General features: G+C 63.0%; 24 protein-coding genes. 18 read left to right on the top strand and 6 right to left on the bottom strand.

All coding sequences use genetic code 11. The annotated features are described in order from the left end of the window. The first annotated feature begins 153 nt into the window (after positions 1-153). The 13 genes from serC (at position 154) to IC757_RS11405 (ending at position 14,282) form a co-directional block, all read left to right on the top strand. Positions 154-1,227 (top strand): 3-phosphoserine/phosphohydroxythreonine transaminase, encoded by a 1,074-nt coding sequence (gene serC / locus IC757_RS11465; protein ID WP_190974446.1) that lies wholly within the window; start codon positions 154-156, stop codon positions 1,225-1,227. Continuing rightward, entirely contained in the window at positions 1,190-2,326 is a 1,137-nt protein-coding gene (pheA, locus tag IC757_RS11460) for a prephenate dehydratase (protein ID WP_223846104.1), read from the top strand. Before serC ends, pheA begins: the two co-directional genes overlap by 38 nt. A gap of 70 nt (positions 2,327-2,396) precedes the next feature. Then, on the top strand, positions 2,397-3,515 hold the full coding sequence (gene hisC, locus IC757_RS11455; protein WP_190974444.1) for a histidinol-phosphate transaminase: 1,119 nt from the start codon (positions 2,397-2,399) through the stop codon (positions 3,513-3,515). A 4-nt stretch (positions 3,516-3,519) separates the two neighbouring features. Beyond that, positions 3,520-4,818 (top strand): 3-phosphoshikimate 1-carboxyvinyltransferase, encoded by a 1,299-nt coding sequence (gene aroA / locus IC757_RS11450; RefSeq protein ID WP_190974443.1) that lies wholly within the window; start codon positions 3,520-3,522, stop codon positions 4,816-4,818. A gap of 528 nt (positions 4,819-5,346) precedes the next feature. Next, positions 5,347-6,054 (top strand): (d)CMP kinase, encoded by a 708-nt coding sequence (gene cmk, locus IC757_RS11445; RefSeq protein ID WP_190974442.1) that lies wholly within the window; start codon positions 5,347-5,349, stop codon positions 6,052-6,054. Between the two features lie 125 nt (positions 6,055-6,179). Beyond that, positions 6,180-7,874, top strand: a complete 1,695-nt coding sequence (rpsA, locus tag IC757_RS11440; protein ID WP_263405562.1) for a 30S ribosomal protein S1 — start codon at positions 6,180-6,182, stop codon at positions 7,872-7,874. A gap of 67 nt (positions 7,875-7,941) precedes the next feature. Further along, positions 7,942-8,232: an integration host factor subunit beta gene (locus tag IC757_RS11435; RefSeq protein ID WP_190974440.1), complete on the top strand. Its 291-nt coding sequence runs from the start codon at positions 7,942-7,944 to the stop codon at positions 8,230-8,232. Between the two features lie 6 nt (positions 8,233-8,238). Continuing rightward, the gene (locus IC757_RS11430; RefSeq protein WP_190974439.1) at positions 8,239-8,511 is read left to right on the top strand and encodes a lipopolysaccharide assembly protein LapA domain-containing protein; all 273 of its coding nucleotides are present in this window, start codon (positions 8,239-8,241) and stop codon (positions 8,509-8,511) included. Then, a complete protein-coding gene (lapB, locus tag IC757_RS11425; protein WP_190974438.1) occupies positions 8,504-9,673 on the top strand; it encodes a lipopolysaccharide assembly protein LapB in 1,170 nt (389 codons plus the stop codon). Before IC757_RS11430 ends, lapB begins: the two co-directional genes overlap by 8 nt. Further along, positions 9,670-10,692: a glycosyl transferase gene (locus IC757_RS11420; RefSeq protein ID WP_190974437.1), complete on the top strand. Its 1,023-nt coding sequence runs from the start codon at positions 9,670-9,672 to the stop codon at positions 10,690-10,692. The genes lapB and IC757_RS11420 overlap by 4 nt, the downstream gene beginning before the upstream one ends. Then, entirely contained in the window at positions 10,685-12,571 is a 1,887-nt protein-coding gene (locus IC757_RS11415) for a polysaccharide biosynthesis protein (RefSeq protein WP_190974436.1), read from the top strand. Before IC757_RS11420 ends, IC757_RS11415 begins: the two co-directional genes overlap by 8 nt. Positions 12,572-12,615: 44 nt before the next feature. Then, a complete protein-coding gene (locus IC757_RS11410) occupies positions 12,616-13,680 on the top strand; it encodes an alpha/beta hydrolase (RefSeq protein WP_190974435.1) in 1,065 nt (354 codons plus the stop codon). Positions 13,681-13,706: 26 nt separating this feature from the next. Next, complete coding sequence (locus tag IC757_RS11405) at positions 13,707-14,282, top strand: NifU family protein (protein ID WP_190974434.1); 576 nt, start codon at positions 13,707-13,709, stop codon at positions 14,280-14,282. Between the two features lie 100 nt (positions 14,283-14,382). Here the strand turns inward: IC757_RS11405 and IC757_RS11400 are convergent, their stop codons facing one another. Continuing rightward, positions 14,383-14,715 carry a c-type cytochrome gene (locus tag IC757_RS11400; RefSeq protein ID WP_190974433.1) on the bottom strand — a complete coding sequence of 111 codons (333 nt, stop codon included), beginning with the start codon at positions 14,713-14,715 and terminating at the stop codon, positions 14,383-14,385. Beyond that, entirely contained in the window at positions 14,712-15,041 is a 330-nt protein-coding gene (locus IC757_RS11395) for a c-type cytochrome (RefSeq protein ID WP_223846103.1), read from the bottom strand. The genes IC757_RS11400 and IC757_RS11395 overlap by 4 nt, the downstream gene beginning before the upstream one ends. A gap of 137 nt (positions 15,042-15,178) precedes the next feature. On the opposite strand from IC757_RS11395, the gene IC757_RS11390 reads away from it, so the two are divergent. Together IC757_RS11390 and IC757_RS11385 are read left to right on the top strand one after the other, a co-directional pair. Then, positions 15,179-16,348, top strand: a complete 1,170-nt coding sequence (locus IC757_RS11390; protein ID WP_190974431.1) for an acyl-CoA dehydrogenase family protein — start codon at positions 15,179-15,181, stop codon at positions 16,346-16,348. 186 nt (positions 16,349-16,534) lie between these two features. Beyond that, complete coding sequence (locus tag IC757_RS11385; RefSeq protein ID WP_190974430.1) at positions 16,535-18,769, top strand: transketolase C-terminal domain-containing protein; 2,235 nt, start codon at positions 16,535-16,537, stop codon at positions 18,767-18,769. A gap of 18 nt (positions 18,770-18,787) precedes the next feature. Here IC757_RS11385 and IC757_RS11380 read toward each other — a convergent pair whose 3' ends face one another. After that, a complete protein-coding gene (locus IC757_RS11380; protein ID WP_190974429.1) occupies positions 18,788-19,477 on the bottom strand; it encodes a hypothetical protein in 690 nt (229 codons plus the stop codon). A gap of 77 nt (positions 19,478-19,554) precedes the next feature. Here IC757_RS11380 and icd point away from each other — a divergent pair, with 77 nt between their 5' ends. The 3 genes from icd to IC757_RS11365 are packed head-to-tail and all read left to right on the top strand — an operon-like array spanning position 19,555 to position 22,416. Then, positions 19,555-20,808: an isocitrate dehydrogenase (NADP(+)) gene (gene icd / locus IC757_RS11375; RefSeq protein ID WP_190974428.1), complete on the top strand. Its 1,254-nt coding sequence runs from the start codon at positions 19,555-19,557 to the stop codon at positions 20,806-20,808. Then, positions 20,777-21,610, top strand: coding sequence for a ferritin-like domain-containing protein (locus IC757_RS11370; RefSeq protein WP_190974427.1), 834 nt, complete (start codon positions 20,777-20,779; stop codon positions 21,608-21,610). Before icd ends, IC757_RS11370 begins: the two co-directional genes overlap by 32 nt. 8 nt (positions 21,611-21,618) lie before the next feature. Continuing rightward, entirely contained in the window at positions 21,619-22,416 is a 798-nt protein-coding gene (locus tag IC757_RS11365; RefSeq protein ID WP_190974426.1) for an amidohydrolase, read from the top strand. On the opposite strand, the gene lexA is transcribed toward IC757_RS11365, so the two are convergent. From lexA to IC757_RS11350, 3 genes are read right to left on the bottom strand one after another with little or no spacing between them, the layout of a single operon-like run. Beyond that, entirely contained in the window at positions 22,404-23,036 is a 633-nt protein-coding gene (gene lexA, locus IC757_RS11360) for a transcriptional repressor LexA (protein WP_190974425.1), read from the bottom strand. The two genes, IC757_RS11365 and lexA, sit on opposite strands and share 13 nt — an antisense overlap. A 52-nt stretch (positions 23,037-23,088) precedes the next feature. Further along, on the bottom strand, positions 23,089-23,646 hold the full coding sequence (locus IC757_RS11355) for a Slp family lipoprotein (protein ID WP_190974424.1): 558 nt from the start codon (positions 23,644-23,646) through the stop codon (positions 23,089-23,091). A gap of 35 nt (positions 23,647-23,681) precedes the next feature. Continuing rightward, on the bottom strand, positions 23,682-25,649 hold the full coding sequence (locus IC757_RS11350) for a DUF3488 and DUF4129 domain-containing transglutaminase family protein (RefSeq protein WP_223846102.1): 1,968 nt from the start codon (positions 25,647-25,649) through the stop codon (positions 23,682-23,684). Positions 25,650-25,666 lie beyond the last annotated feature (17 nt).

Here is a 25,666-nt window from a genome sequence, read left to right as displayed (position 1 = left end):
GTACAGTTGTGAGTTGTTTGTTGTCAGTTGTAAGTCCACGCTTTGATCAGCGGCGCCACGTTCATCGGGCTGGACTTGCAACTGACAACTCACAACGCCCCGCCGCCTGGCGTGAACCTTCGATACGCTTCCAGGAGACTTCGGAACACGCGAATGCCACAGCCCATCCATAACTTCTCGGCGGGGCCGGCCATGCTGCCGGTCGAAGTCCGCGAGCGGCTGGCCGATGCGCTGACACCCGGTGCCGACGGTTCGCCGTCGATTGCCGAGGTATCGCATCGCGGGCCGCGTTTCATGGCGCTGGCCGAGGAGCTGTTTGCCCGTCTGCGCGACCTGATGGAGGTGGGCGAAAAGCACGAGGTGTTGCTGCTGCATGGCGGCGCCAACCTGCAGTTCGCCTGGCTGCCGATGAACCTGGCGCGCGACCGGACTGCCGCCTACCTGCTGACGGGGCACTGGGGCGAGAAGGCCATGGCCGAGGCCGCCCGGGTGAGTCGCACGACTGTCGTGGGCAGCAGTGCCGATATCGATTTCATCGATTTGCCGGAAATGGGGCACCTGCCGGCCGACTGCGCCTATCTTCACTACACCGGCAACGAAACCATCCATGGCCTGCAGTTTCCATCGCCGCCCCGGGTGGGTGTGCCGCTGGCTGCAGACCTGTCTTCGGAGTTCCTGTCGCGACCCTATCCGTATCGTGACCTGGCTTTCGCCTACGCCGGGGCCCAGAAGAATCTGGGTATTGCCGGCGTGACCGTGGTGCTGATTCGGCGTGACCTGCTGGAGCGCATTCCCGATGACCTGCCACGTTATCTGGACTACCGTGCCTGGGTGGAAAGTGGCTCCATGTTCAATACGCCGGTCACGCTGGCCTGGTTTGTTGCCCTGGAGATGCTGCGCTGGATCGAGGAGCAGGGTGGGCTGGAGGTCATGGCGGCCGCCAGCCAGGCGCGCTCGAAGAAGCTGTATTCGGTCATTGATGCCAGTGATTTCTACCGCAACGGGGTGGCAGACCATGCCCGTTCGACGATGAACGTGCCGTTTTTTCTGCCCGACGAGGCGTTGACGCCGCGTTTTGTATCGGCCGCTGAAGCGGCCGGGCTTTCCGGTCTCAAGGGTCATCGTGCTGTGGGCGGCCTGCGTGCCAGCCTGTACAATGCCCAGACCATGGAAGCGGTGGAGACCCTCGTTGACTTCATGCAAGAATTCGAAAAACGACACGGATGAGATCGATCTTGGCGATGTGCGCAAGCATATCGACCGGATCGACGAACAGATTCAGTCGCTGATTGCCGACCGGGCGCGTTTGGCCGAGCAGGTTCGCGCGGTCAAGGGCGAGCTGGCCACGCCGGCCGATTACTACAGGCCCGACCGCGAGGCACAAGTGCTGCGTCGGGTCATCGAGCGCAATGAAGGGCCGCTGAGCGACAGCGTGATGCTGCACGTGTTTCGCGAGATCATGTCGGCCTGTCTGGCCCGGCAGGAACCCTTGCGTGTGGCCTACCTGGGCCCGGAAGGCACGTTCACCCAGCAGGCGGTCTACCGGCAGTTTGGTCATTCGGTCAATGCCAGTGCGCAGCCGAGCATCGAGGAAGTGTTTCTGCAGGTACAGGGGGGTGAGGTTGACTTTGGCGTGGTGCCCATCGAGAACTCATCGCAGGGCATCGTCACTCACACGCTGGACATGTTTCTGCATGCCGAGGTTTGCATTGCCGCCGAAGTGGAAATGCGCATCCACCAGCACCTGCTGACCCGGGCCCGCGGTCTTGACGATATCGAACGGGTCTATGCCCACCAGCAGTCGCTTTCGCAGTGCAAGCACTGGATCGAGCGCCACCTGTTCCATGCCGAGCTGGTCCCGGTATCGAGCAACGCCGAAGCGGCTCGTCGTGTCCGTCACGCGCCGGATGCCGCCGCCATTGCCGGTCGTCATGCCGCCGAGGTCTACGGATTGCCGGTGCTTTTCGCCAATATCGAGGACCACGTCGACAACACCACTCGTTTCCTGGTGCTGGGTCGGGAGCTGCTGCCCCCGTCGGGTGACGACAAGACCTCGCTGATGATCGCCGGGCTGGACGGTGCCGGCGCCCTGTTCTCCCTGCTCGAGCCGCTGGCCCGCCATGGGGTGAACATGAGCCGCATCGAATCGCGACCCTCGCGCCGCGAACGCTGGCAGTACGTGTTTTTCATCGATGTGGACGGACACGTCAAGGACGCTGGGCTGAAGCAGGCACTTGCAGACCTGGAATCAGAGTCTGCCGAAGTACGGGTGCTGGGCTGCTATCCGCGCGCCGTCCTCGGCCGCCTGCCCGGCGAGCAGACGTAGCCTGGAGGAATCGAACCGCAGATAGACGGCCCTGCGTTCATCTGCGGTTTCCAACAATGACTGGAGAGACATGAAAAAACGCGATTACAACGATCTGGCCGTGCCGGGTGTGCGCGAGTTGACGCCTTATACCCCGGGTAAGCCCATCGATGAACTCGAGCGCGAGTACGGTGTGACCGACTCGATCAAGTTGGCATCCAACGAGAATCCGCTCGGTTCCAGCCCCAAGGCCATTGAGGCCGTCCGGGGCGAACTGGACGACCTGTGGCTGTATCCGGATGCCAACGGCTTTCATCTCAAGCAGGCGCTGTCAGCCCGGCACGGGGTGGATCCGGACTGCATCACGCTGGGAAACGGTTCAAACGATGTGCTGGTCTTTCTTGCCCAGGCGTTTCTGCAACCGGGTCTGGAGTCGGTGTTTTCGCAGTATGCTTTCGCCGTCTATCCCATTGCCACGCAGATGGTTGGCGCCAGGGCCAGCATTGCCCCGGCCCTGCCGGCCGATCATCCCATGCCGCTTGGTCACGATCTGCGTGCCCTGTTCGAGCGTGTGGGCAGCGATACCCGCCTGGTCTTCGTGGCCAATCCGAACAACCCCACCGGAACCTGGCTGGAAGCCCAGCGTCTGAAAGATTTCATCGGTTCACTGCCGCCACACGTGATCTGCGTGGTCGACGAGGCTTATACCGAGTACGCCGAATCGGACACCCTGGGCGATGCTTCGGCCTGGCTTGACGAGTTCCCCAACCTGGTGGTCACGCGCACCTTCTCCAAGGCCTATGGTCTGGCCGGATTGCGCGTCGGGTATGCCCTGAGCAATCCCGGTATCGCCGATCTGCTCAATCGCCTGCGCCCGCCGTTCAATGTCAACTCGCTGGCCTTGGCGGCGGCGCGCGCCGCGCTTGACGATCACGAATTTATCGAGCGCACCCGCAAGATCAACAGCGAGGGACTCGGGCAGTTGGGCGAGGGCCTGACCGGTCTGGGCGCGAAGGTGATTCCCTCGGCCGCCAATTTCGTGCTGACCGGATTCGACCGCCCCGGTGGCGAACTCAACGAGGCACTGCTACAGCGCGGCGTGATCGTGCGCCCCGTCGGCAATTACGGGCTGGACAACTACCTGCGCATCACCGTGGGTACGCCGGAGCAGAACGAGCGCGTTCTCGCCGCACTGGCCGACATTCTCTAGACTCATGCGACTCATTGTTCAACCCGCACAGCGGGCACTACAGGGCCGTTACCGAGCCCCTGGCGACAAGTCGGTGTCGCATCGGGCCGCCATACTGGGCGGCCTGGCCGAGGGTGAGACGCGCATCACGGGGTTTCTCGACAGTGCCGATACGCGCGCCACGCTGGGCGCCATGGCGGCTCTGGGCGCCTCGGTTTCCGAGGCTGATGGTGAGATCCGGATGCAGGGTGGCCGCCTTCGGGCCCCGACGACCGATCTGGATCTGGGCAACTCCGGCACGGGCATTCGCCTGCTGACCGGCGCCCTGGCTGGCCACCCGGACCTGCACGGGCAGCGCGTCCGCCTGGTCGGAGACGAATCGCTTTCAGTGCGACCGATGGGGCGCATCATCGAGCCGTTGCGGTCAATGGGGGCCGAGATCGACAGCGTGGACGGGCACGCACCGCTGACCTTGAGTCCGCGGCCTTTGCATGGGCTGCGCTACGAGCAGCCCATGGCCAGCGCCCAGGTCAAGTCGGCCCTGCTGCTGGCCGGGCTGAATGCCGAGGGCGCCACCGAGATCACCGAACCGGGCATCAGCCGCGATCATACCGAACGCATGCTGCCGGCCTTCGGTGTACGGCTGCAACGCAGCGAACGAGGATGTCGCCTGGATGGGCAGCAGAGACTGCAGGGTACATTCTGCCAGGTGCCTGGAGATCTCAGTTCGGCAGCCTTCATTATGGCTGCCGGCCTGCTGGTCGAAGGGTCCAGCATCGAGCTGGCCGCCGTCGGACTCAATCCGACCCGCGACGGCGTCCTGCGCGTACTGGAAGCCATGGGCGCATCAATTGCATGCGAGCCGACCACAGGTGCGGACGAGGAGCCGGCCGGTCATCTGCGGGTAAGCTCATGCCGTCTGGCCGGCCTGGATATCGCCCCCGAATGGGTGCCGCTGGCCATCGACGAGTTTCCCGTGATCATGGCGCTGGCCGCCCGCGCCGAGGGCACCACCCGCATCCGCGGCGCCGAGGAACTGCGCGTCAAGGAATCGGACCGGCTGGCGGTCATGTGCCAGGAACTGTCCAAGCTGGGCGTGTCGGTCAGCGAACATGCCGACGGCGCAGACATTGCCGGAGGTCGCGTGCAGGGCGGACAAGTCGATTCGCACGGCGACCACCGCATCGCCATGAGCCTGGCCGTACTGGCCTTGGCCGCCGACGGCCCGGTCGAGATCGAAAACGCAGAGTGGATCCGCACAAGCTATCCCGGTTTCGTCGACGACATGCGCAGACTCGGCGCGGACATGGAGTGGGGGGATTGAGTTTTGAGTTTGAAGTTTGAAGTGTGAAGTTTGAAGTGGGAAGTGGGAAGTGGGAAGTGGGAAGTGGGAAGTGGGAAGTGGGAAGTGGGAAGTGGGAAGTGGGAAGTGGGAAGTGGGAAGTGGGAAGTGGGAAGTGGGAAGTGGGAAGTGGGAAGTGGGAAGTGTTTAGTGTGAAGTGTTAGGTGTTAGGTGTTGGGTGTTGGGTGTTGTGTGTTGGGTGTTGGGGGGTGTGAAGTGTGAACGGGCGGGCGCTTGGTGGGGTGGGGGCTGGGTTGTGCTTGTGGCTTCGGCGGAGCTTTGGGTGGAAGGAAGCCTGGTGGTCGTTGGGGCAGCCTCGCAGCCTCTGAACCCGAGCCCCAACCTTCAGCCACAAACCGCCATATACAGGCACCAATCTCCCCCTCTAAAGTCACCACACCCACCAGCCACCCCAAGCCCCCATCGAAACCCGCCACTTAACACTTAACACTTCACACTTAATACTTAATACTTCCCACTTCCCCGTCACGCACAGGCCGATCATCCGACATGACCCAGATTTCCCACGACAATTCCTCTATCCCCGTGCTCACCATCGATGGTCCCTCCGGTGCCGGCAAGGGGGCGGTGTCGGCACGAGTGGCCGAGTCGCTGGGCTGGCATCTTCTTGATTCGGGTGCGATTTACCGGGCGGTTGCCCTGGCGGTGCTTGATGAAGGTATCGATGCCGGGGACGGGGCGGCCATCGTCGGTCTGTGCGCCGATCTGGATCTGGACTTTGCCGCCGGCGAGGATGGGATTTCCGTGTTGCTGGGCGGGCAGCCCGTTGATCGGCGCCTGCGGGCCGAGGATGTCAGTGCCATGGCCTCGCGCGTGGCGGCGCTGCCAGCCGTGCGGCAGGCGCTGCTGGACTTGCAGCGCCGGTTTCGCCGGGGTCCCGGACTGGTGGCCGATGGCCGCGACATGGGGACGGTGGTCTTTGCAGACGCGCCCTGCAAGGTCTTTTTGCAGGCCAGTGTCGAAGAACGGGCGAAACGCCGGTATAAACAGTTGAAACAGAAAGGAGAAAGTGTTAAATTTCTCCGTCTTTTTCGCGACCTTGAGGAACGTGACCGCCGCGACCGTGAGCGGGCCGTTTCGCCGACAGTCCCGGCCGACGATGCGGAGGTGATCGATTCGACTTCCCTCGGCCTGGACGAAGTGGTTGAGCGGGTGCTCGAGCATGTCCGGCAGCGACTCGGGCGCGAAAAGAGCTGACAATCCGTCAGAAACGAGCCCCGACAGGTTTTTGCCTGGCGGGAAAACCCACGAGCGCCTTGCACAGCGAGAGCGCGGAAATCGAGAAGTGACGGTGGTCGCCGGATCAGGGCGCTACCGGGATCTTGCAGGAAGATACAAACGTAATGACCGAATCATTTGCTGAATTATTTGAACAGAGCATCACCGAAAAGGACCTTCGCCCCGGGGCGATTGTCACCGGCAAGGTGGTGGAAATCCGTGACGATGTGGTGGTCGTCAACGCCGGGCTGAAGTCCGAGGGCATCGTGCCCATTCACCAGTTCCAGAAGCCCGATGGCGAGCTCGAGGTGGAGCTGGGTGATGAAGTCGAGGTCGCACTCGACACCGTCGAAGACGGCTTTGGCGAAACGCGCCTGTCGCGCGAGAAGGCCAAGCGTTCGCGGGTCTGGGGCAAGCTTGAGCAGACCCACGAAAACGAAGAGAACGTGATCGGTCAGATTTCCGGCAAGGTCAAGGGTGGTTTCACCGTCAACATCGATGGTATTCGGGCCTTTCTGCCCGGTTCGCTGGTCGATGTCCGCCCGGTTCGCGATCCGGCCTATCTCGAAGGCAAGGATCTCGAGTTCAAGATCATCAAGCTCGATCGTCGTCGCAACAACCTGGTGGTCAGCCGCCGCGCCGTTGTCGAGCACGAGTATGCCGCCGAGCGTGAAGACCTGATTGAGCGCCTGACCGAAGGCGAAGTGGTCAAGGGCGTGGTCAAGAACCTCACCGACTACGGTGCCTTCCTGGACCTGGGTGGCATCGATGGCCTGCTGCACATCACCGACATGGCCTGGAAGCGCGTTCGTCATCCCTCCGAAGTGGTCGAAGTCGGCGACGAGCTGGAAGTGCGCGTGCTGCGCTTCGATCGCGAGCGCATGCGTGTTTCGCTGGGCCTCAAGCAGCTCGGCGATGATCCGTGGGAAAACATCGACCGCCGCTACCCGCCCACCTCGCGTCTGTTCGGCAAGGTCACCAACATCACCGATTACGGCTGCTTTGTCGAAATCGAAGATGGCGTCGAGGGCTTGGTCCACGTCTCCGAGATGGACTGGACCAACAAGAACGTCAATCCGGCCAAGGTCGTGCATGTCGGCCAGGAAGTCGAAGTCATGGTGCTGGATGTCGACGAAGAGCGTCGCCGCATCTCGCTGGGCATGAAGCAGTGCACCCCGAATCCGTGGGAAGCCTTCGCGGCTACCCACAACAAGAACGACAAGGTTCGTGGCGCCATCAAGTCGATTACCGATTTCGGTATCTTCATTGGCCTGGAAGGCGGTATCGACGGTCTGGTCCACCTGTCCGACATCTCCTGGATGACGCCGGGTGAGGAAGCCATTCGCAATTTCCGCAAGGGCGAAGAAGTCGAGGCCGTCGTGCTGGCCGTCGACCCGGAACGCGAGCGGATTTCGCTGGGCATCAAGCAGCTCGAACAGGATCCGTTTGCCACCTACATGGCCGAGCATCCGCGCGGTTCCATCGTGAACGGCACGGTCAAGTCGGTTGATCCGCGAGGTGCGGTGATCGAACTGGCCGACGGAGTCGATGGCTACGTCAAGGCCTCCGATGTTGCCAAGGAGCGCGTCGAGGACGCCACCAAGGTGCTGTCGGAAGGTGACGAGGTCGAGGCCAAGTTTGTTGCCCTGGACCGCAAGACGCGCAATCTCACGCTGTCGATACGGGCCAAGGATGACGACGAGCTGGCCGAGGCCGTCGACCAGTACAAGCGCTCGGGCAGTGGTGGTGGCACCACGCTGGGCGATCTGCTCAAGGAGCAGCTTGAAAGCAAGGACTGACGTCAGGCAGTCGCAGTGGCCGGCGCTCGCTCATGGGGCGTCGGCCATACAACATCGGGGAGGACCCATGACAAAATCCGAACTGATCGAACGCATGGCCGCAGATCAGACCCATCTGAGTCAGTCGGATGTCGAACTGGCCGTGCGCTGCATTCTCGAACAACTCAGTGGCGCTCTGGCCGAAGGAGAGCGCATCGAGATCCGGGGGTTTGGAAGCTTTTCGCTGCACTATCGGCCTCCACGCATGGGACGTAACCCCAAGACCGGTGAGGCGGTGGCCCTGCCGGGCAAGTATGTACCGCACTTCAAGCCGGGCAAGGCCTTGCGTGAGCGGGTCAACGCCTCGGCATCCTCCTAGGTCCTCATGTATCGCTGGGTTCTGCTGATTCTTGTCCTGGCGGCGATCATCACCGGCCTGGTCGTCGGTGTGCTTAATGCGGACACGGTCCAGCTCGATTTGCTGGCATTCACGCTATCTCTTCCTCTCGGGGCCATGGTCCTGGCCTGTCTGGGGCTGGGCGTTCTGTTCGGTCTGTTAATGGCCGCCGTGATGTTTGTCCTGCCGGCTCGCCTGGCCCGTCAGGGCCGAGGCGATTCCCCAACCAGCCCGGACCGGTCCGACCCGTCGAATGCTTGATTACGGGCTGCTGTTCGTTCTGCTGGTACTGGCGGCAGCGAGCGGATGGCTGGTTGCCCGTCGCCGCGAAACCGCGCGTCGTCGCCGACGCACGGGTGCGCTGTCGACCAACTACTTCAAGGGTCTGAACTACCTGCTCAACGAGCAGCCGGACAAGGCCATCGAGGTGTTTCTCAAGCTCGCCGAGATCAATCGCGACACGGTCGAGACGCACCTGGCCCTGGGCAACCTGTTTCGCCGGCGTGGTGAAATGGACAAGGCGATACGATTTCACAAGCACATCATTACCCGTCCCGACCTGAGCGACGAACAGCGTTCCCGCGCCTTGCTGGAACTGGGCGAGGACTACATGCAGGCCGGTCTGCTGGACCGTGCCGAGCGTCTGTTCAGCGAGCTGCTCGAACATTCCATCGAGCATGACAGGCCGGCGCGTCAGCTGCTGGATATCTATCAGCAGGAAAAGGACTGGGAAAAGGCAATTGTTCAGGCCCGCCGGCTGCGGCGACATGATGGTGAAGGATTTGACCGCGTCATCGGTCATCTGTATTGCGAGATTGCCCGCGAGGCACTGGAGCGTGGCGACAGCGATGCAGTGGCGCCGGCCTTGCGCCAGGCCCGCCGGCATGATCCGCGCAGCGCCCGGGCCCGGCTGCTGCAGGCCGAGCTGTCGAGCCGGCGCGATGATTGGCACGGCGCGGCGGAATACTATCGCGAGGCTTGCGAGCTGGATCCGGACTGCCTGGTGTTCTCGCTGGATGTGCTGATGGAGGCTCACCGGCACAGCGATCAGTCCGAAGCCGTGGCCAACTGGCTGGCCGACATGGTCGAGAAGCGGCCAATGAGCACCGCGATTCTTGCCTTGGCCCGTATCAAGGCCGACAGCGATCCGCAGCAGGCAGTGGAGTTCCTGCTGCAGCACCAGTCGCAGCGTCCGACCGTCAAGGGGCTGGAATACCTGATCGAACTGGTCTATCGCCAGGGGGTCAGTCTGGACGAGCTCGGTCCGGACATGATGCGTGACCTGGTCCAGCGCCTGCTTGAAGATCAGCCCCTGTATCGCTGCCAGCACTGCGGATTCAGTGGCCGGACCTGGCACTGGCAGTGTCCGGGGTGTCGGCAGTGGGACAGCACCCGCGCCATCGCCGGAGTGCTTGGCGAGTGACAGAAGCGCTGTCCTGGCTCTGGCCTTCACTGCTGGCGCTGGTCACGACGGTGCTGCTGGTGTTGCCGCTGCGTGCCTGGCTGATCGGCCGGCGCCTGGTCGACCTGCCGGGAGAACGGCGCAGCCATGATCAGCCCACCCCGAGGGGCGGCGGTCTCGCGGTGGTGGTGGCCGTGGCGCTGGTGCTCGTCCTGATCAGCCCGCATACGTGGTGGCCTGGCCTGATCGTGATGCTGGTGTTGGCCGCGCTGGGCTGGTCGGATGATCGTAGCGAGCTGTCGGCCTCTTTGCGCCTGGCGGTGCAGTTCGTGGCCGCGGCACTGGGTCTGTGGCTGCTGGGCGGCATCGTCAATGTCGAATTGCTGGGCCGAGCCTTCCAGTGGCCCTGGTTGTGGACACCATTGGCGGCAATGGCGGTGGTCTGGCTGGTTAACCTCCATAACTTCATGGATGGATCCGATGGTCTGGCCGCAATGCAGGGGGTCTGGTCCTGCGCCGTGCTGGGCATGGCGCTGCTATGCGGCGGGCAGGTCGGGCCGGGTGGGTTCGGGCTGGTGCTGGCTGGCGGGTTTGCCGGGTTTCTGGTCTGGAACCGGCCGCCGGCCCGCATCTTCATGGGCGATGTCGGCTCACTGGCACTCGGGGGCGGCGTCGGCCTGCTGGCCCTGGCAGGAGCGGCCACCGGTGCGGTCAGCATCTGGTTCAGCCTGATCGTGACCGCAGTGTTTGTGGTCGATGCCACGGCGACGCTGGCCATGAGGGTCGTTCATGGAAAGCGATGGTATACTGCGCACCGGCAGCACGCCTATCAGCGTCTGATCGTGGCCGGATGGAGCCACGGCAGGGTTCTCGGCCTTTATGCCGCGACCAACCTGATAGTGGTGGCGCCGGCAGCATGGCTTGCAATCCGGTATCCGGTGGTGGATGTCGTGATTGCGCTGGGGGTGGTCATTCTGCTTGCCGGAGCATGGTGGGTCATTCAATCTGCCACGAGAACGGAGAAGCAAGGGCATGAATGATCAGCACGAACAGCGGATCCCGTTTCTGAACCTTCGCACCCTGGTTGTGGTGCACGACCTGGTGATGATTGCTCTGGCCTGGCTGGTGGCCCGAATCACGACGTTGTGGCTGCTGGGGGATTCGGGAATCGACTGGCGTCAACTGGCCATCGAGACCAACCTGATCCTCGTGATTCAGGGTTTTCTGCACTGGCGTACAGGGCTTTACCGGGGGGTCTGGCGTTTTGCAAGCCTGCCCGACCTGGGTAACCTGATTCGGGCAGCGCTGCTGGCGGCGGTGGCAAGCAGCGCCGTGCTGCTCATGCGCGAGGCGCCGCTGGAGCTGATGGTGCTGATGGTCTGGGCGTTTCCGTTTCTGCTGTTGCTGATGCTGGGCGTGCCGCGCCTGATCTACCGCATATTCAAGGACATGCGGCTTGAGGTTCACAGGCGCCGGCAGACGCGGCGCACCATCATTATTGGCGCCGGAAGCTCCGGCCGAATGCTGCTGCCGGAACTGCGACGCCGTGGAGGTTATGACATCGTCGGGTTTCTCGATGATGACAGTCGTTTGCGCAATGTCGAGATTCAGGGTGCACCCGTGCTGGGCGATGTCTCCAGCCTGCCGCGTATTGCCCGCGAGGCCGCCGTCGACATGGCGGCCATTGCCATTCCATCGGCCACCAACCAGCAGATGCAGCGGGTGGTGGAGTTCTGCGAGCAGGCCGATGTCGAGTTCAGGACGCTGCCCACGCTCAAGCAGATGGGGACCAGCATTACCCGTTTCGATGACCTCAAGCCAGTGGCAATCGATGACTTGCTCGGACGCGAACCGGTATCGCTGGACTGGGACTCGATTCGCTCGGGCCTGGCGGGCAAGCGCGTGCTGGTCACCGGCGGTGGCGGTTCCATCGGTGCAGAGCTGTGTTGTCAGATCGCCCGACTCGATCCCGCCGGGCTGGTGGTGCTCGACAATAGCGAGTTCAACCTGTATCGCATCGATCATCAGCTCAAGGCCGAGTTCAGCGACCTGATGGTCGAGTCGGTCCTGGGCGATGTCTGCGATTCGGCCACAGTGGAAACGGTCATGAAGCGCTCGCGACCGGAGGTTGTGTTTCACGCGGCGGCTTACAAGCACCTGCCCATGCTCCAGCACCAGGTGCGGGAAGCCTTTCGCAATAATGTCGTCGGCACACGCCGCGTGGCCGATGCCGCCGTGCGTTACAAGGCCAGTTCCTTTGTGCTGATTTCGACCGACAAGGCCGTCAACCCGTGCAACATCATGGGGGCGACCAAGCGGACCGCCGAGCTCTACTGCCAGTATCTCAACAGTCAGTCGGATACACGTTTCATCACGGTACGTTTCGGCAATGTCCTCAACTCCAACGGATCGGTTGTGCCGCTGTTCAACGAGCAGATTCGCCAGGGTGGTCCGGTCACCGTGACCCATCCCGAGATCACCCGCTACTTCATGACCATCGCCGAGGCCGGACAGTTGATCCTGCAGGCCGCGGTGCTGGGCAAGGGGGGCGAGGTGTTCGTGCTCGATATGGGTGAGCCGGTACGTATCAGTTTTCTGGCCGAGCAGCTCATCCGGCTGGCCGGCAAGGAGCCAGGGCGCGACATCGAAATCGTCTATACGGGGCTGCGCCCCGGCGAGAAGCTCTTCGAGGAATTGTTCCACGAGCATGAGCCCTACGCGACCACGGCGCACGAGAAGATTTTCCAGACCCGCAGCCCCGCACGCCAGTTGAAGGACATTGACGAGCGCCTTCGCCAGGGAGAGCAGGCGGTGCTGCAGTATGACAATGAGGCGCTGCGTCGCGTCCTGCTGGAGTTGGTGCCCGAGCTTGGTCGCGTGCCGCGCCGCGAACGCAAGGTCGTGCCGCTGGCCGGTTGAGCGGTGGCATGGTCTGATCGATCCGACTTCTCCGGAGTGAACGAATGAATGCTGAGGTCCGTCCGTTGCGCCCGGCGCCGGCCGATCCTGCCGGCAAGGTCGTGCAGTTTGTCCATGATTCCAGCCTGTTGGCGAACAACCCGTTGGGTGATCCGCCAAAGCGCCAGCATCCGGTTTACCTGCCCCCCGGATATGATGAACACAGCCAGCGTCGTTACTTGGTGCTGTGGTGCCTGGCCGCTTATACCAATGCCGGTCCCGGCCAGGTCAACTGGCGCAACCACGGCGAGGCCCTTCCACAACGGCTCGATCGGCTGATTGCAGAGCAGCGGATGCCGCCGGTCATCGTGGTGTTTCCCGACTGCTTTACCAGCCTGGGTGGCAACCAGTACGTCAACACCCCGGCCATGGGCCGCTACGCCGACTACCTGGTCGACGAACTGGTCCCGGCCATTGACCGCTCATTCCGGACATTGGCCAGCCCCGAAGCCAGGGGTGTTTTCGGCAAGTCGTCCGGTGGCTTCGGCGCCCTGCATCTGGCCATGGCGCGGCCCGGCACATTTGCCGGCGTAGCGTGCCATGCCGGTGATTGCGGTTTTGACCTGGTCTACCGGCGCGACTTTCCGACCTGCTGTGATGTGCTGGCCGCCCACGATCACGACCTGGAGGCTTTCGTCAGATCGTTCTGGCGCAAGAATCGTCCTTCCGGCCGGGATTTTCACACCCTGATGACTCTCTGCCTTGCCGCCAGCTACTCGCCCGAGCCGGGCGCACCGCTTGGGCTGAGGCTGCCGTTCGACCTGCACACCTGTGAGCTCGACGAGGCAGTGTGGCAGCGCTGGATGGCGTTCGATCCGGTGGCGGCGGCCAGGGATCACTCCGAAGCGTTGGGCGACCTTGCCGGTCTGTGGATCGATGCCGGTCGCCGAGACCAGTACTTCATTCACTATGGCACCCGTCAGCTTCACCGGGTCCTCGGGGACTTGGCAGTCGAGCATCACTTCGAGGAATTCGATGGCACCCACTCCGGGATCGACTGGCGCTACGATTACTCCCTGCCGTGGCTTTGTCGCCGCTTGAAAGATGGGCGCGGTGCCGGCACATCCTGATTAAGGCCTTATCAGGAATTCGATTCATGCTCACCGTCACCCCCGCTGCCAGAGATTATTTCGGCAAGCTGCTCGAGCAGCAGCCCGACGACACTCACCTGCGCCTGCGCGTGATCAACCCGGGAACACCCAGCGCCGATGTGGAGCTGACCTACTGTCCGGATGGCCAGCAGGATGTTGACGACCTGGCGATCGACTGCCAGTCCTTCGTGCTCTACGTTGAGCAGACCAGTGCCGCGACGCTGGATGGCGCCATGATCGATTTCGAGTCCAACAGCATGGGTGGCGAGCTCAACATCCGGGCGCCCGGGCTCAAGGGGCGGCAGCCGCCGGCCGATGCACCCATCGAAGAGCGGGTCAGCTGGGTGCTGGATGCGCGCGTCAACCCGATGGTCGCTTCACATGGCGGGCAGGTCGGCCTGGTCGAAGTGACCGCCGACAACGACGTGGTGCTGCGCTTTGGCGGTGGCTGCCAGGGTTGCGGGATGATCGATGTGACCCTGAAGCAGGGCATCGAGACCACGCTGCGGCAGGAAGTGCCCGAGGTTCGCGAGGTGATCGACGCCACCGATCATGCCAGTGGCGAGAATCCGTATTATTGAGTGGTAGAGGAATAGAGGGGGAGAAGGGGAGAGGGTGGTAGGGCAGATTGTCTTATCCCCCGCTACTCCTCTTTCCCTCTTTCCTTCTACCCAGCTTGCCTCACCTGATCCGCAAAATCTTCAGACCTTCCTGGCGCGAATACCAGGCGGCCAGGTCGCGGATGTCCTGATCGCTGAGATCGCCGGCGAACCCTTGCATGAGGGCGTTTTCGCGCTCACCCGAACGATAGGCCTTCAGCGCGTGGATCAGGTAATCCTCGTATTGCCCGGCAAGGCGGGGGGTCTGGTCATCCGGCACCAGGTTGCCGTCACGGCCGTGACAGGCCTGGCAATCTTGCGAGATTTCCAGGCCGCGGCTGGGGTTGCCTGCCTGGGCATTGTGGGCCAGCAGCATGAGCGCCGCTGCGGCTGCAATCAGAATGCTGCGTCTCATTCGTTGTCCTCCGCGGTCAGGCTGACGAAATAGGCCGCGACATCATGGATGTCCCGGTCCGACAGCGTGTTGGCCTGGGCTTCCATGGTGGCATGACGGCGTTCGCCTGAACGATAGGCCTTGAGCGAGTGGACGATGTAGCCATAGCTCTGCCCACCAAGCTTGGGCACCCGGTAGGTCGGGTACACGTTCACGTGATGCGGGATGCCGTGGCAGCCGGAGCAGGTGTAGGCGATTTCCGCCCCACGTTCCGGGTCTCCGCGCTCGGCCTGGGCCGGCAGGGCAAACAGAGCCACTGCCGCGACAACTAACATTCGCTTCAGCATGGACATTCTTCGAATTGGGTGATCAGGAATCCTATTATACCCGGCCCTTCAATTGCGAGGAACCTCTGTGACAGCTCATGGAATGCCGTGACGATCACGTACAATATCGGCCTTGACCCAATGATGAGATCCGACCCATGCCCCTGCGTCCCCTCGACCCGGCTGATCTGTTTGAAATCAATGACCTGCTGTCCGAAGAGGAGAAGATGATCCGCGACAGCGTGGCGCGATTCGTCGATGAACGCGCATTGCCGCTGATACCGAAGTGCTTCGATGAAGGCCGGTTTCCCGCCGAACTTATTCCGGAGATCGCCGAACTCGGCCTGCTGGGCTCCAGCCTGGAAGGCTACGGATGCGCCGGACTCAACGCGGTCAGCTACGGCCTGATCTGCCAGGAGCTGGAGCGCTGCGATTCCGGTCTGCGCAGTTTCGTATCGGTACAGTCGTCGCTTTGCATGTATCCGATTCATGCCTTTGGTTCCGAGGAGCAGAAGCAGCGCTGGTTGCCCGACATGGCGGCCGGCAAGGTGATTGGCTGTTTCGGGCTGACCGAGCCGCACGGGGGGTCGGACCCCTCGAACATGAAGACCCGCGCCCGTCGGGACGGGGATGACTGGGTGCTCAACGGCGCCAAGATGTGGATTACCAACGGCAGCATTGCCGATATCGCCATCGTCTGGGCGAGTACGGATGACGGGGTGCAGGGCTTTGTCGTCGAGAAGGGTTTTCAGGGTTATCAGGCCCGCGACATCAAGGCCAAGATGTCGTTGCGCGCCTCGGTGACTTCCGAGCTGTTCTTCGACAATGTCCGCGTGCCCGATGCCAACCGCTTGCCGGGCGTGAAGGGGCTCAAGGGGCCGCTGTCATGCCTCAGCCAGGCCCGATACGGCATTACCTGGGGTCCGATCGGCGCTGCCATTGCCTGCCTGAAAGAAACCCTGGACTACTGCCAGGAGCGGGAACTGTTCGGCCGTCCGGTCGCCGCCACGCAGAGTGCACAGGTCAAGCTGGCCGACATGGCACGCCGTATTACGGCCGCGCAGCTCATGTCCTGGCGTCTGGGCCGGCTCAAGGACGAGGACCGGGTCCATCCCACCCAGATTTCTCTGGCCAAGTGGAACAACGTGCGCATGGCCATGGATATCGCCCGGGAGTGTCGCGACCTGCTCGGCGGCGCCGGCATTACCCTGGAACACTCTCCGATTCGCCACATGCTGAACCTGGAATCGGTGATTACCTACGAGGGGACCGAGACCGTGCACCAGTTGGTCGTTGGTCGAGAGTTGACCGGGCTGAACGCCTTTTAAGTGGGTTGGACTTTGGAAGACGGAATGCGGGAGACGGAAGATGGGAGACGGGAGACGGGAGACGGGAGACGGCAGGGGATACATGATGCCGACGGCGACCTTTTCCCTCTTCCCCTCTTCCCGCATCTGAATCGCCCATTCCACATCACCCCCCACACACCCCTGAACCCCAGCAACTGAACCACCATGACCGCATCACCCAACGCCCGCAACATCAACCGCGCCGAGGTCATTGACCAGCAGTTTCTCGATCATCTGGCTGCCATCGAAGACGGTCGGGTGCCCGTGTCCGACTGTCCGGGCCTGCCCAATGCGGATTTGCTGGAGATGTTCGACAGCCAGCTCGTGTCGCGCCAGATCGATCTCATGGCTCGCATCAAGCGTGGCGAGAACAAGGTGTTTTACACCATCGGCTCGTCCGGGCATGAAGGCAATGCGATGCTTGGCCGACTGACCCGCCATACCGATCCGGCGTTTCTGCATTACCGCTCCGGTGCGTTCGTGGCCGAGCGCTATCGCAAGGTCGAGGACATGGACTTTGTCCGCGATACCTGCCTGTCCTTTGCCGCTGCCAAGGCCGATCCGGCCTCGGGCGGGCGTCACAAGGTCTGGGGTAGCCGACCGCTCTGGGTGCTGCCGCAGACATCAACCATTGCCAGTCACCTGCCCAAAGCGCTGGGCACGGCCCTGGCCATCGCGCGCGGCGGCCGCGGTCAGCACGAGTTGCCGGTGCCCGGTGACGCTATTGCGGTCTGCAGTTTTGGTGATGCCAGTCTCAACCATGCCACGGCTCAGTCGGCCATCAACAGTGCGGCCTGGAGTCGCCATCAGAACCTGCCGGTGCCGCTGCTGATGGTGTGCGAGGACAACGGTATCGGTATTTCCGTGCCCACCCCGGCGCGCTGGGTGGCCGAGAGCATGTCGAAGCGGCATGGCATCAGCTATCACTATGCCGATGGCCTGGATCTGGCCGCGGGCTGGCCGGTGGTCGAGCGGGCGGTCAGCGAGTGTCGCGAGCGGCGCAGGCCGGTGTTCCTGCACTTGAGAACCACCCGCTTGATGGGGCATGCCGGAACCGATTTCGAGATCGAGTACCGGCCGGCGGCCGAACTGGAGGCCGATGAGAAAGCCGACCCGTTGCTGCGTTCGGCCGAGCTGATCGTGGCGCGCGGACTGATGACGCCCGGGCAGATCAGAAGCCGATACCAGGCGCTGCATCAGCGCTGTCTGGATGAGGCGGATCAGGCCGACGGCGCGGGCCGACTGAATACGCTGGAAGAAGTTGTCGCACCGCTTGCGCCGCTGTCGCGCCGTGATGTCATCGAGGCCGCATCCAGGCAGGTGCCCGAAGCGGCGCGTATCGATATCTTCGGCAGCGAGGCGATGCTGCCGGAGCAGCGCCCCCCGCGTCACCTGGCCATACAGATCAACCAGGCGCTCACCGACCTGATGGTTCAGTACCCGGAGGCGCTGGTTTTCGGCGAGGATGTCGCGCGCAAGGGCGGGGTGTATACCGTCACCCGCGGATTGTCCAGTCGTTTCGGGGGGCACCGCGTGTTCAATACGCTGCTGGACGAGACCACGATTCTCGGTCTGGCCCAGGGGCTGGGGAGCATGGGTTACCTGCCGATTCCCGAGATCCAGTACCTGGCTTATTTCCACAATGCCTGTGACCAGATACGTGGCGAGGCCTGTTCGCTGCAGTACTTCTCCAATGGCCAGTTCCGCAACCCGATGGTGATGCGAATTGCCAGCCTGGGGTATCAGAAGGGCTTTGGCGGTCACTTCCACAATGACAATGGCATTGCCGCCCTGCGCGACATTCCCGGCCTGGTCATTGGCTGCCCCTCGCGCGGCGATGATGCGGCCATGATGCTCAGAACGATGACGGCCCTGGCTCATGTCGACGGACGAATATCGGCGTTTCTCGAGCCGATCGCGCTGTATATGACCAAGGACCTGCACGAGAAAGATGACGGCTTGTGGAACTTTCCCTATCCGCCGCCCGGCCAGTGCCTGACTCCCTGGCAGGCGCGCGTCTACAACGAGGAATCCGAGGACGTCCTGGTCATCACCTATGGCAACGGTGTACCCATGGCCTTGCGTTGCGCCCGCCAGATGGCACAGGAATACGAAGTCGGTGTGCGTGTGATGGATCTGCGCTGGCTCAAGCCCATGGATCGTCGTTCCATGGCCCGGCATGCGGCAGAATGCTCGGCGGTGGTCGTGTTCGACGAAGGACGGCCCGATGGTGGCATGGGCGAGGCCGTGGTCACCGCGCTGGTTGAGGCCGGTGTGGCCGACCGTCGCGTCGTACGCATCACGGGTGTCGATTGCTATGTGCCCCTGGGCGCAGCCGCCAATCTCGTCCTGGCCAGCGAAAACCAGTTGCTGGAGGCCTGCAGGCGAGTCATTACCTGAGTTCGCGACCGGCGCTGTTCATTCAGAAGGCCTGGCCCCGCGGGATACGGGTCGTTGCCACGGGTCGTCGGTATCGGATGGCTCTGGCCGTTCCCGGCCACATCGGCGGTGCATGGCCACGGCGGCCGACATCCAGGGATTGAAGAACTCCTGCATGGTCGGAGCGCGTATCGAAGTACAGATCACGCTTCCGTCGCCGAGCACGGTGCGGGCCTGGTAACTGCCGTCGGTAGATTGCCAGCGATCAACGCGCGACGATACGGTGCCCAATTGCTCGTTCAGCCGACCTGGAGCGCCAGGCAGCCGGGGCGTGCCATGAAAGCGGAGGTGACTGCCTTCTTCGGCGGTATCAGCCGGAACTTCCCGGGCCTGTTCCAGTGCCTGCCGATGCAGATCGGCCGCTCGGTGGGTGGTCGGTTGTTCCGGGCTGACATCTTTTGCGGCTTGTTCAGCCTCATCCGGTGGCGGCTGGGTGTCCGGTACAGGCTGGCTTTCGGTCCGGGTTTCAGGGCTGCGCGGTTCGACCGGGTGTTCAAGGGCCGGCTCGGGTGCCGCTGGTGCCGGCAACAGATGAATGGAGCGAGGTTCCGGGGTGTCGACCGCCCCCGGCCACTGGCGCTGCGGAAGCAGCAGAATCGCGGCATGTAACAGCAGCGAGCTGATGACAACAGGCAGCATGATCGAGCGGTGTCGGGTTTCCGCTGGCATCTTTCGGGCTCAGTTCGGACGGCGTACCGGGGCGCGGCAATGGTAGACTACGCCATTTCGCGTTAAGAGGATGAAAGATGGGATTTCAGCATGTGAAGCTGCCCGAAACGGGTGACAAGGTTCGCGTCGAAGATGGTCGGCTCGTTGTCAGCGACCAGCCCATTCTGGGTTATATCGAGGGCGACGGCATTGGTGCCGACATCACGCCGGCCTGCATGAAGGTCTGGGATGCCGCGGTCGAAAAGGCCTACGGTGGCAAGCGCAAGGTGCACTGGGCAGAGCTCTACCTGGGTGAGAAGGCCGCCGGCATTTATGACGGCGACTACTTTCCGCAGGAAACCCTGGACGCCATCAAGGAACTCAACGTTGCCATCAAGGGGCCGCTGACCACGCCGGTGGGCGAGGGCTTCCGTTCCCTCAACGTGTCTCTCCGGCAGTCGCTGGATCTCTATGCCTGCGTGCGTCCGGTCAAGTGGTATGAGGGTGTACCATCGCCGCTGAAGAAGCCGCACGAGGTCGATGCAGTCATCTTCCGTGAAAACACCGAAGACGTGTACTGCGGTCTGGAGTACGAGTCGGGGACGCCGGAAAACGAGAAGTTGGCGAAGTTCCTGCGCGAGGAAATGGGCGCCGACTTCTTCGAGGGCGCCGGCATTGGCATCAAGCCGATCTCGGCTTACGGCACCAAGCGCCTGGTCAGCAAGGCCATCCAGTACGCCATCGACAACAACCGCAAGTCGGTCACCCTGGTGCACAAGGGCAACATCATGAAGTTCACCGAAGGGGCCTTCCGCAAGTGGGGTTATGAAGTCGCCGCCGAAGAGTTCGGTGACGTCACCATCACCGAAGACGAGTTGTGGGACAAGTACGACGGCAAGCAGCCCGAAGGCAAGATCGTGATCAAGGATCGCATCGCCGACATCATGTTCCAGCTCATGTTGCTGCGCCCGGCCGAGTTCGATGTACTCGCCACCATGAACCTCAACGGTGACTATCTCTCTGATTCACTGGCCGCCGAAGTTGGTGGCATGGGCATTGCGCCGGGAGCCAATATGGCCGACCACGTGGCCGTGTTCGAGGCCACTCACGGTACGGCACCGAAGTATGCCGGTCAGGACAAGGTCAATCCTTCGTCGCTGATGTTCTCGGGCTGCATGATGTTCGACTACATCGGCTGGCCGGAAGTCACGAAGCTGATCGAGGATGCTTTCGAGAAGGTGGTCGGCGAGAAAGTCGTGACCTATGACTTCGCCCGCCTGATCGATGGCGCCACCAAGGTTCCGACCAGCGGCTTTGCCGATGCCCTTGTCGACGCCATCAACAAGAGCTGATACAGCCCTCGAGGATTGGTCGCTGGCCCGCAGCGCGCTGGCCGAGGCCGATCCCGAGCGGAAGTGCCGTCTGGTCGATGAACTGGCCGAGCGGATTGCGTCGGGGCAATGGGCCCCGCGCGATCCCGGACCACCGGGCCTGCTGCCCAGCGGCCGGCCCGGACGACCGCGCCTGATCAGTCCACGCGACCTTCCACGCCGCCGCCTCGGCACAGTGGAAGGCCGGATTGCCCTGGTGCATGCCATCGCGCATATCGAGTTCAATGCCATCAATCTCGGGCTGGATGCCGCCCTGAGGTTCGACGGCATGCCGGATGAGTATTACCGCGACTGGCTGCGGGTGGCCCATGACGAGGCCCGTCACTTTCGCATGCTTCGCGAGCGCTTGATTGAGCTGGGTTCGGACTACGGTGAGCTCGACGCCCACAATGGTCTCTGGGACATGGCCGAGAAAACCGCCCATGATGTCCTGGTTCGCATGGCACTGGTACCGCGCGTACTTGAGGCCCGGGGCCTTGATGTAACCCCGGGCATGATTGATCGACTGCGCCAGGTCGACGATTCAAAAACCGTAGCGCTGCTCGAGGTCATCCTCGAGGAAGAAGAGGCGCATGTGGCCATCGGCAGTCGCTGGTTCCGTCACTGCTGCCAGGAGCGCGGGGTTGATCCCGACCCGACTTTTGAATCGCTCCTCAAGCAGTACTTCGCCGACCAGTTGCGTGGGCCGTTCAACCTGCCGGCACGCCGCCGGGCCGGCTTCACAGAGCCCGAACTCGATCGCCTGCAGGCCTTGGGGAGCTGATTCGGATTATGGTCCAGCATCGTGATGAAATAGATCTGGCACTGATCCAGGCGGATCTGTTCTGGCAGGATCCTGAAAGCAACCGTGCGCATCTGGCCCGATTGATGGATCGTCAGCCCGGTTGCGATCTGTATGTTCTGCCTGAAACCTTCACCACGGGTTTTCTGGGGGATATCGGGCAGCCGGCCGAGGACATGGACGGGCCGAGCGTGCAGTGGATGCAGGAGCAGGCACGTGCCCGCCGGGCCGCACTGTGCGGCAGCCTGGTCATCGAGAGCGAGCCGGGGCAGCGCCGCAACCGCATGGTCTTTGTCACGCCCGAGGGCAGCCGCTGGTTCTACGACAAGCGTCATCGCTTTGCCTACGGTGGCGAGGATGAGCGCTATGTCGCGGGCGAACGGCCAACCGTGGTCGAATGGCTGGGCTGGCGCATCGACCTGCAGGTCTGCTATGACCTGCGCTTTCCGGTCTGGTGTCGCAACGACCGGGACTTCGATCTGCAACTGTACGTGGCCAACTGGCCGGCGCCCCGTGCCGATCACTGGCGCAGCCTGCTCAAGGCCCGTGCCATCGAAAACCAAGCCTACGTGGTGGGGGTCAATCGCAGCGGTGTCGATGGCAATGACATTCCCTACCCGGGCTGTTCGGTGGCCTGGTCGATGGAGGGGCAGCTCCTGCTGGAACTCGGCGCCCCGGAAAACGTGGCCAGGGTTCGTCTCCAACGGTCGCCGCTCAGAGACTATCGTCGTCAGTTCGCCTTCCTGGGTGATGCCGATCGTTTTTCGCTGACCGATCAGCCTGACTGATTCCGCGTGATCTGCTTGCGGATCACGCCCACCGCCAGGCCCTCGATCGCAATATCATGTACCTGTGTGACGCGGAGGTCGTCGTAGTCCGGGTTCTCGGCTTGCAGGCGAATGCCCCGGCCACGGCGCTGCAAGCGCTTGACCGTGACCTCGTTGTCGATGCGTGCGACTACGATCTGTCCGCTGCGGGCTTCGGGGGTACGGTGCACGACCAGCAGGTCGCCATCCTCTATGCCGGCTCCGGTCATGCTGTTGCCCTGAACGCGCAACAGGTAGTCGGGGCGGGGTTGAAACAGTCCCGGATCAACGCGTACTTCATCCTCGCGGTTCTCCACCGCCAATAGTGGTGAACCCGCGGCAACGCGACCAATGACCGGCAGGGTGAGTGCGTCGCGGACGGTTGGCCGGCCCGAGCGCACCGGGACGATGCCGCGCGCGGTGCCGGGGCGCAGCTCAATGGCACCCCGGGCGGCCAGGGCCCTCAGGTGGCACTGGGCGGCATTGGGTGATGCGAATCCGAAATGATCGACGATCTCGGCACGGGTCGGCGGCATGCCGTCCTGATCCATGCGCTGCTCGATGAACGCCAGTATCTCGCGTTGTCTAGCGGTCAGCTCCATGCACGGAACTGTATCAAAAAACAGTCTCGCGCGGGGTAGTCCGCTCGTAAGGTCAGCGCCGGATGATGACGTGGCCCGATACCCGGGTGCGCGGTCCGCGATAGGGGTGGTAGTAGGGATACCACGGGCTGTGCCACCACGGGTCGTAGTAGTGATGAACCACGTCCCGCGCCGGAGCCCACAGATACAGGACATCGGTATCGACTCGCGGGTAGCGGTACTCGAACTCGCCGATCTTGCCGTCGACAAAACCGGTCAGGCGGCCGGTAACGGTAATCTCGCGACCATCGACGAATACGGCCGGGTCCTTGAAGCCATCGCGGCAGGCCAGAAAGCGCCCGCGGGCCTGATCGGTGGATCGAGGGCGCTTGTTGCGGTCCAGGTCGCGGGCCAGTATCTCGATGCAGGTAGTCTCGGGCCCGGGGCGGGTATCGACAATGGTGCCGCCCCAGCGAACCCGGGCTCCGGTAGAGCGCTCGGTGGCCTGGTCGGGGTGGAACTCCGCATAGTCGCCGGCCAGTGGCGCCGGAACCGTGGCACAGCCAGTGGCCAGGGCGCCCAGCACGAGGATCAGGATGACAGCGGGTATGGAACGCAGCGGAGTCGGCATGATAAGCCCTCGTTTCAATGGTCAGGAAACAATGGTCAGGAAACGCCTGTTTGGACGTCATTTTGAAAAGTTGGTTCTATCACGTTGCTCGTTCGGAAGCGTGAAGCGAGCTCGATGAAGGAGTCCCGATCGGACTGACTTGCCTGCCCGTAACGGGCACGGGCAAAAGTGGCGGAAAGCTGCTCCAGTTCTCTGGCGCTTGCCGGCATGGCAATACTTGCACGTTCAAGCAGCTCCAGGGGCGTCTCGCCGGTTCGGCGATGGATGCCGGCACGTCGCAGGCGGCGTTCCAGGCGTCGCCAGGCTCGCATGAGCCGATCGCGCTCCCTCAGCGTCCCGCGCAGGGCCACGAGGGTCACAATCCCGATGACCAGGCTCAGTGCGAGCACCATGAGCAGGCCAAGGGCTGTTGCGCCGCCATCGGGTATGCCCAGCCGTTCCATGAAGCGCTGCTGGCGGTCGGCATCGAAGCCCAGAATCCAGCGGTTCCACAGATGCTGCAGCCGGTCGTAGCGATTTCGCAGCTGGCGCAGCCAGTCGGTATCGAGCAGGTGCCGGCCTCCCTCCATGACGCTCATCGAGCCGTGGTCGATGCGATCCGGGGCAACGGCCGCGGTCGGGTCGACCCGGGTCCATCCGTTGTCTTCCAGCCAGACCTCTGTCCAGGCGTGGGCGTCGGATTGCCGAACCAGCAGGTAGCCGCCACCCGGCTGCCAGTCACCGCCCTGGTAGCCGATGACCACGCGCGTGGGAATGCCGGCCATGCGCATCAGAATGGCAAAGGCCGAAGCATAGTGCTCGCAGTAGCCGGTGCGCAGATCGAACAGGAATTCGTCGGCGCCGTGGCGACCGGTCGGAGTGGTTTCCAGGCTGTAGTAGAAGGCCTCTTCGTTGAACCATTGCAGCACGGCCTGGATCAGGTCTCGGTCGTCAGGGTATTGTTCGCGCAGCGCTTCGGCGCGATCACGGGTGCGTGGATTGCGGTCCGGCGGCATGCCCAGGGCCTGCTGGCGCACGCTGTCGTGCAATCTGGGCATGTCGGTGAACTGCGGGTTGCTGGTGATCTGGTACTGAGTCAGCGTGGTAACCGGACGTTGGCGGATGATCTGGTAATCCATCGTGATCCGCGATTCCGAGGGCGCTCCGACCGGGTGATCGAGGGCAAACAGCCAGCGCTGCTCGTGCGGCTCGAGCTGGATCCGGTAGTCCAGCGACCGTTCCCCGTCTGGCACGGGCACTGGCGGTTGCTCGGCGGCCATACGTGATCGTCGCCAGGTGTTGCCATCGAACTGCCACAGAACGAGACCGCGCCAGTAGCGGTCCTGTGGCGGTGGTGGACCGTTTTCGAACTCGGCCCGAAACGCCGGAGATTCATCCTGGAAGAGGTTGGCAATGCTTCCCGGCGACATGCTGTCCGACAGCCCGGTACGGCCATCCATGACCTGTTCCGGCAGCCCCCAGAGGGGCTGGGCCAGGCGGGGAAACAGCACGAACAGCGTCAGGGCGACCGGGAGTGCGGCAAGAATCATGGTTGCAGCGTGGCGCAGCAGGAAACGATGATCGCCGGGGGCTTCGGGTAATCCCTGAAGCCGGGCATCCTCGTGCCGCTGGGCCTGGACCAGTGCGCCGACCGCCACCATGGTGCCGGCTGCCAGATACAGCAGGTAGATCAGACGTTCGTTGAACAGGAACTGCGTGGCAATCAGGAAAAAACATACCGCCGCCACCATGCGCAGGTCACGCAGTCGAAACATCTCCATCATTTTGGCTGCGAGCATGACACACAGCAGGGTGGTGGCCATTCGCCGGCCCCAGCCGCCCAGTCCGACCAGGACGACAGCAACCGCGGTCAGTGTCAGCACGGTTCTCAGCCAGCGCGGGGGTGGTCGCCAGCGACGGTGGGCAGCCATCAGGCGCCAGCCGGTGGCGGCCAGAATCAATGCCGCGATCCACGGCGGCATGGCCATCAGGTGGGGTGCCGCTGCCATCAGAAGCGCCGCCACGGCCCACGCGACTGTCT

It is taken from the genome of Wenzhouxiangella sp. AB-CW3 (assembly GCF_014725735.1).
GTDB lineage: Bacteria > Pseudomonadota > Gammaproteobacteria > Xanthomonadales > Wenzhouxiangellaceae > Wenzhouxiangella.
Note: the sequence above shows the minus strand (reverse complement) of the source record. Positions and strands in the feature narration are given on the sequence as shown.

Coding starts and splice junctions, on each gene's coding strand:
- lapB (WP_190974438.1), top strand. CDS start 8,504: ATGCTTGATTACGGGCTGCTGTTCGTTCTGCTGGTACTGGCGGCAGCG.
- IC757_RS11365 (WP_190974426.1), top strand. CDS start 21,619: ATGGTCCAGCATCGTGATGAAATAGATCTGGCACTGATCCAGGCGGAT.
- IC757_RS11410 (WP_190974435.1), top strand. CDS start 12,616: ATGAATGCTGAGGTCCGTCCGTTGCGCCCGGCGCCGGCCGATCCTGCC.
- IC757_RS11395 (WP_223846103.1), bottom strand. CDS start 15,041: ATGCTGAAGCGAATGTTAGTTGTCGCGGCAGTGGCTCTGTTTGCCCTG.
- IC757_RS11385 (WP_190974430.1), top strand. CDS start 16,535: ATGACCGCATCACCCAACGCCCGCAACATCAACCGCGCCGAGGTCATT.
- IC757_RS11415 (WP_190974436.1), top strand. CDS start 10,685: ATGAATGATCAGCACGAACAGCGGATCCCGTTTCTGAACCTTCGCACC.
- serC (WP_190974446.1), top strand. CDS start 154: ATGCCACAGCCCATCCATAACTTCTCGGCGGGGCCGGCCATGCTGCCG.
- hisC (WP_190974444.1), top strand. CDS start 2,397: ATGAAAAAACGCGATTACAACGATCTGGCCGTGCCGGGTGTGCGCGAG.
- IC757_RS11390 (WP_190974431.1), top strand. CDS start 15,179: ATGCCCCTGCGTCCCCTCGACCCGGCTGATCTGTTTGAAATCAATGAC.
- IC757_RS11380 (WP_190974429.1), bottom strand. CDS start 19,477: ATGCCAGCGGAAACCCGACACCGCTCGATCATGCTGCCTGTTGTCATC.
- lexA (WP_190974425.1), bottom strand. CDS start 23,036: ATGGAGCTGACCGCTAGACAACGCGAGATACTGGCGTTCATCGAGCAG.
- IC757_RS11355 (WP_190974424.1), bottom strand. CDS start 23,646: ATGCCGACTCCGCTGCGTTCCATACCCGCTGTCATCCTGATCCTCGTG.
- aroA (WP_190974443.1), top strand. CDS start 3,520: ATGCGACTCATTGTTCAACCCGCACAGCGGGCACTACAGGGCCGTTAC.
- IC757_RS11370 (WP_190974427.1), top strand. CDS start 20,777: ATGCCCTTGTCGACGCCATCAACAAGAGCTGATACAGCCCTCGAGGAT.
- IC757_RS11430 (WP_190974439.1), top strand. CDS start 8,239: ATGTATCGCTGGGTTCTGCTGATTCTTGTCCTGGCGGCGATCATCACC.
- IC757_RS11405 (WP_190974434.1), top strand. CDS start 13,707: ATGCTCACCGTCACCCCCGCTGCCAGAGATTATTTCGGCAAGCTGCTC.
- icd (WP_190974428.1), top strand. CDS start 19,555: ATGGGATTTCAGCATGTGAAGCTGCCCGAAACGGGTGACAAGGTTCGC.
- IC757_RS11435 (WP_190974440.1), top strand. CDS start 7,942: ATGACAAAATCCGAACTGATCGAACGCATGGCCGCAGATCAGACCCAT.
- cmk (WP_190974442.1), top strand. CDS start 5,347: ATGACCCAGATTTCCCACGACAATTCCTCTATCCCCGTGCTCACCATC.
- IC757_RS11400 (WP_190974433.1), bottom strand. CDS start 14,715: ATGAGACGCAGCATTCTGATTGCAGCCGCAGCGGCGCTCATGCTGCTG.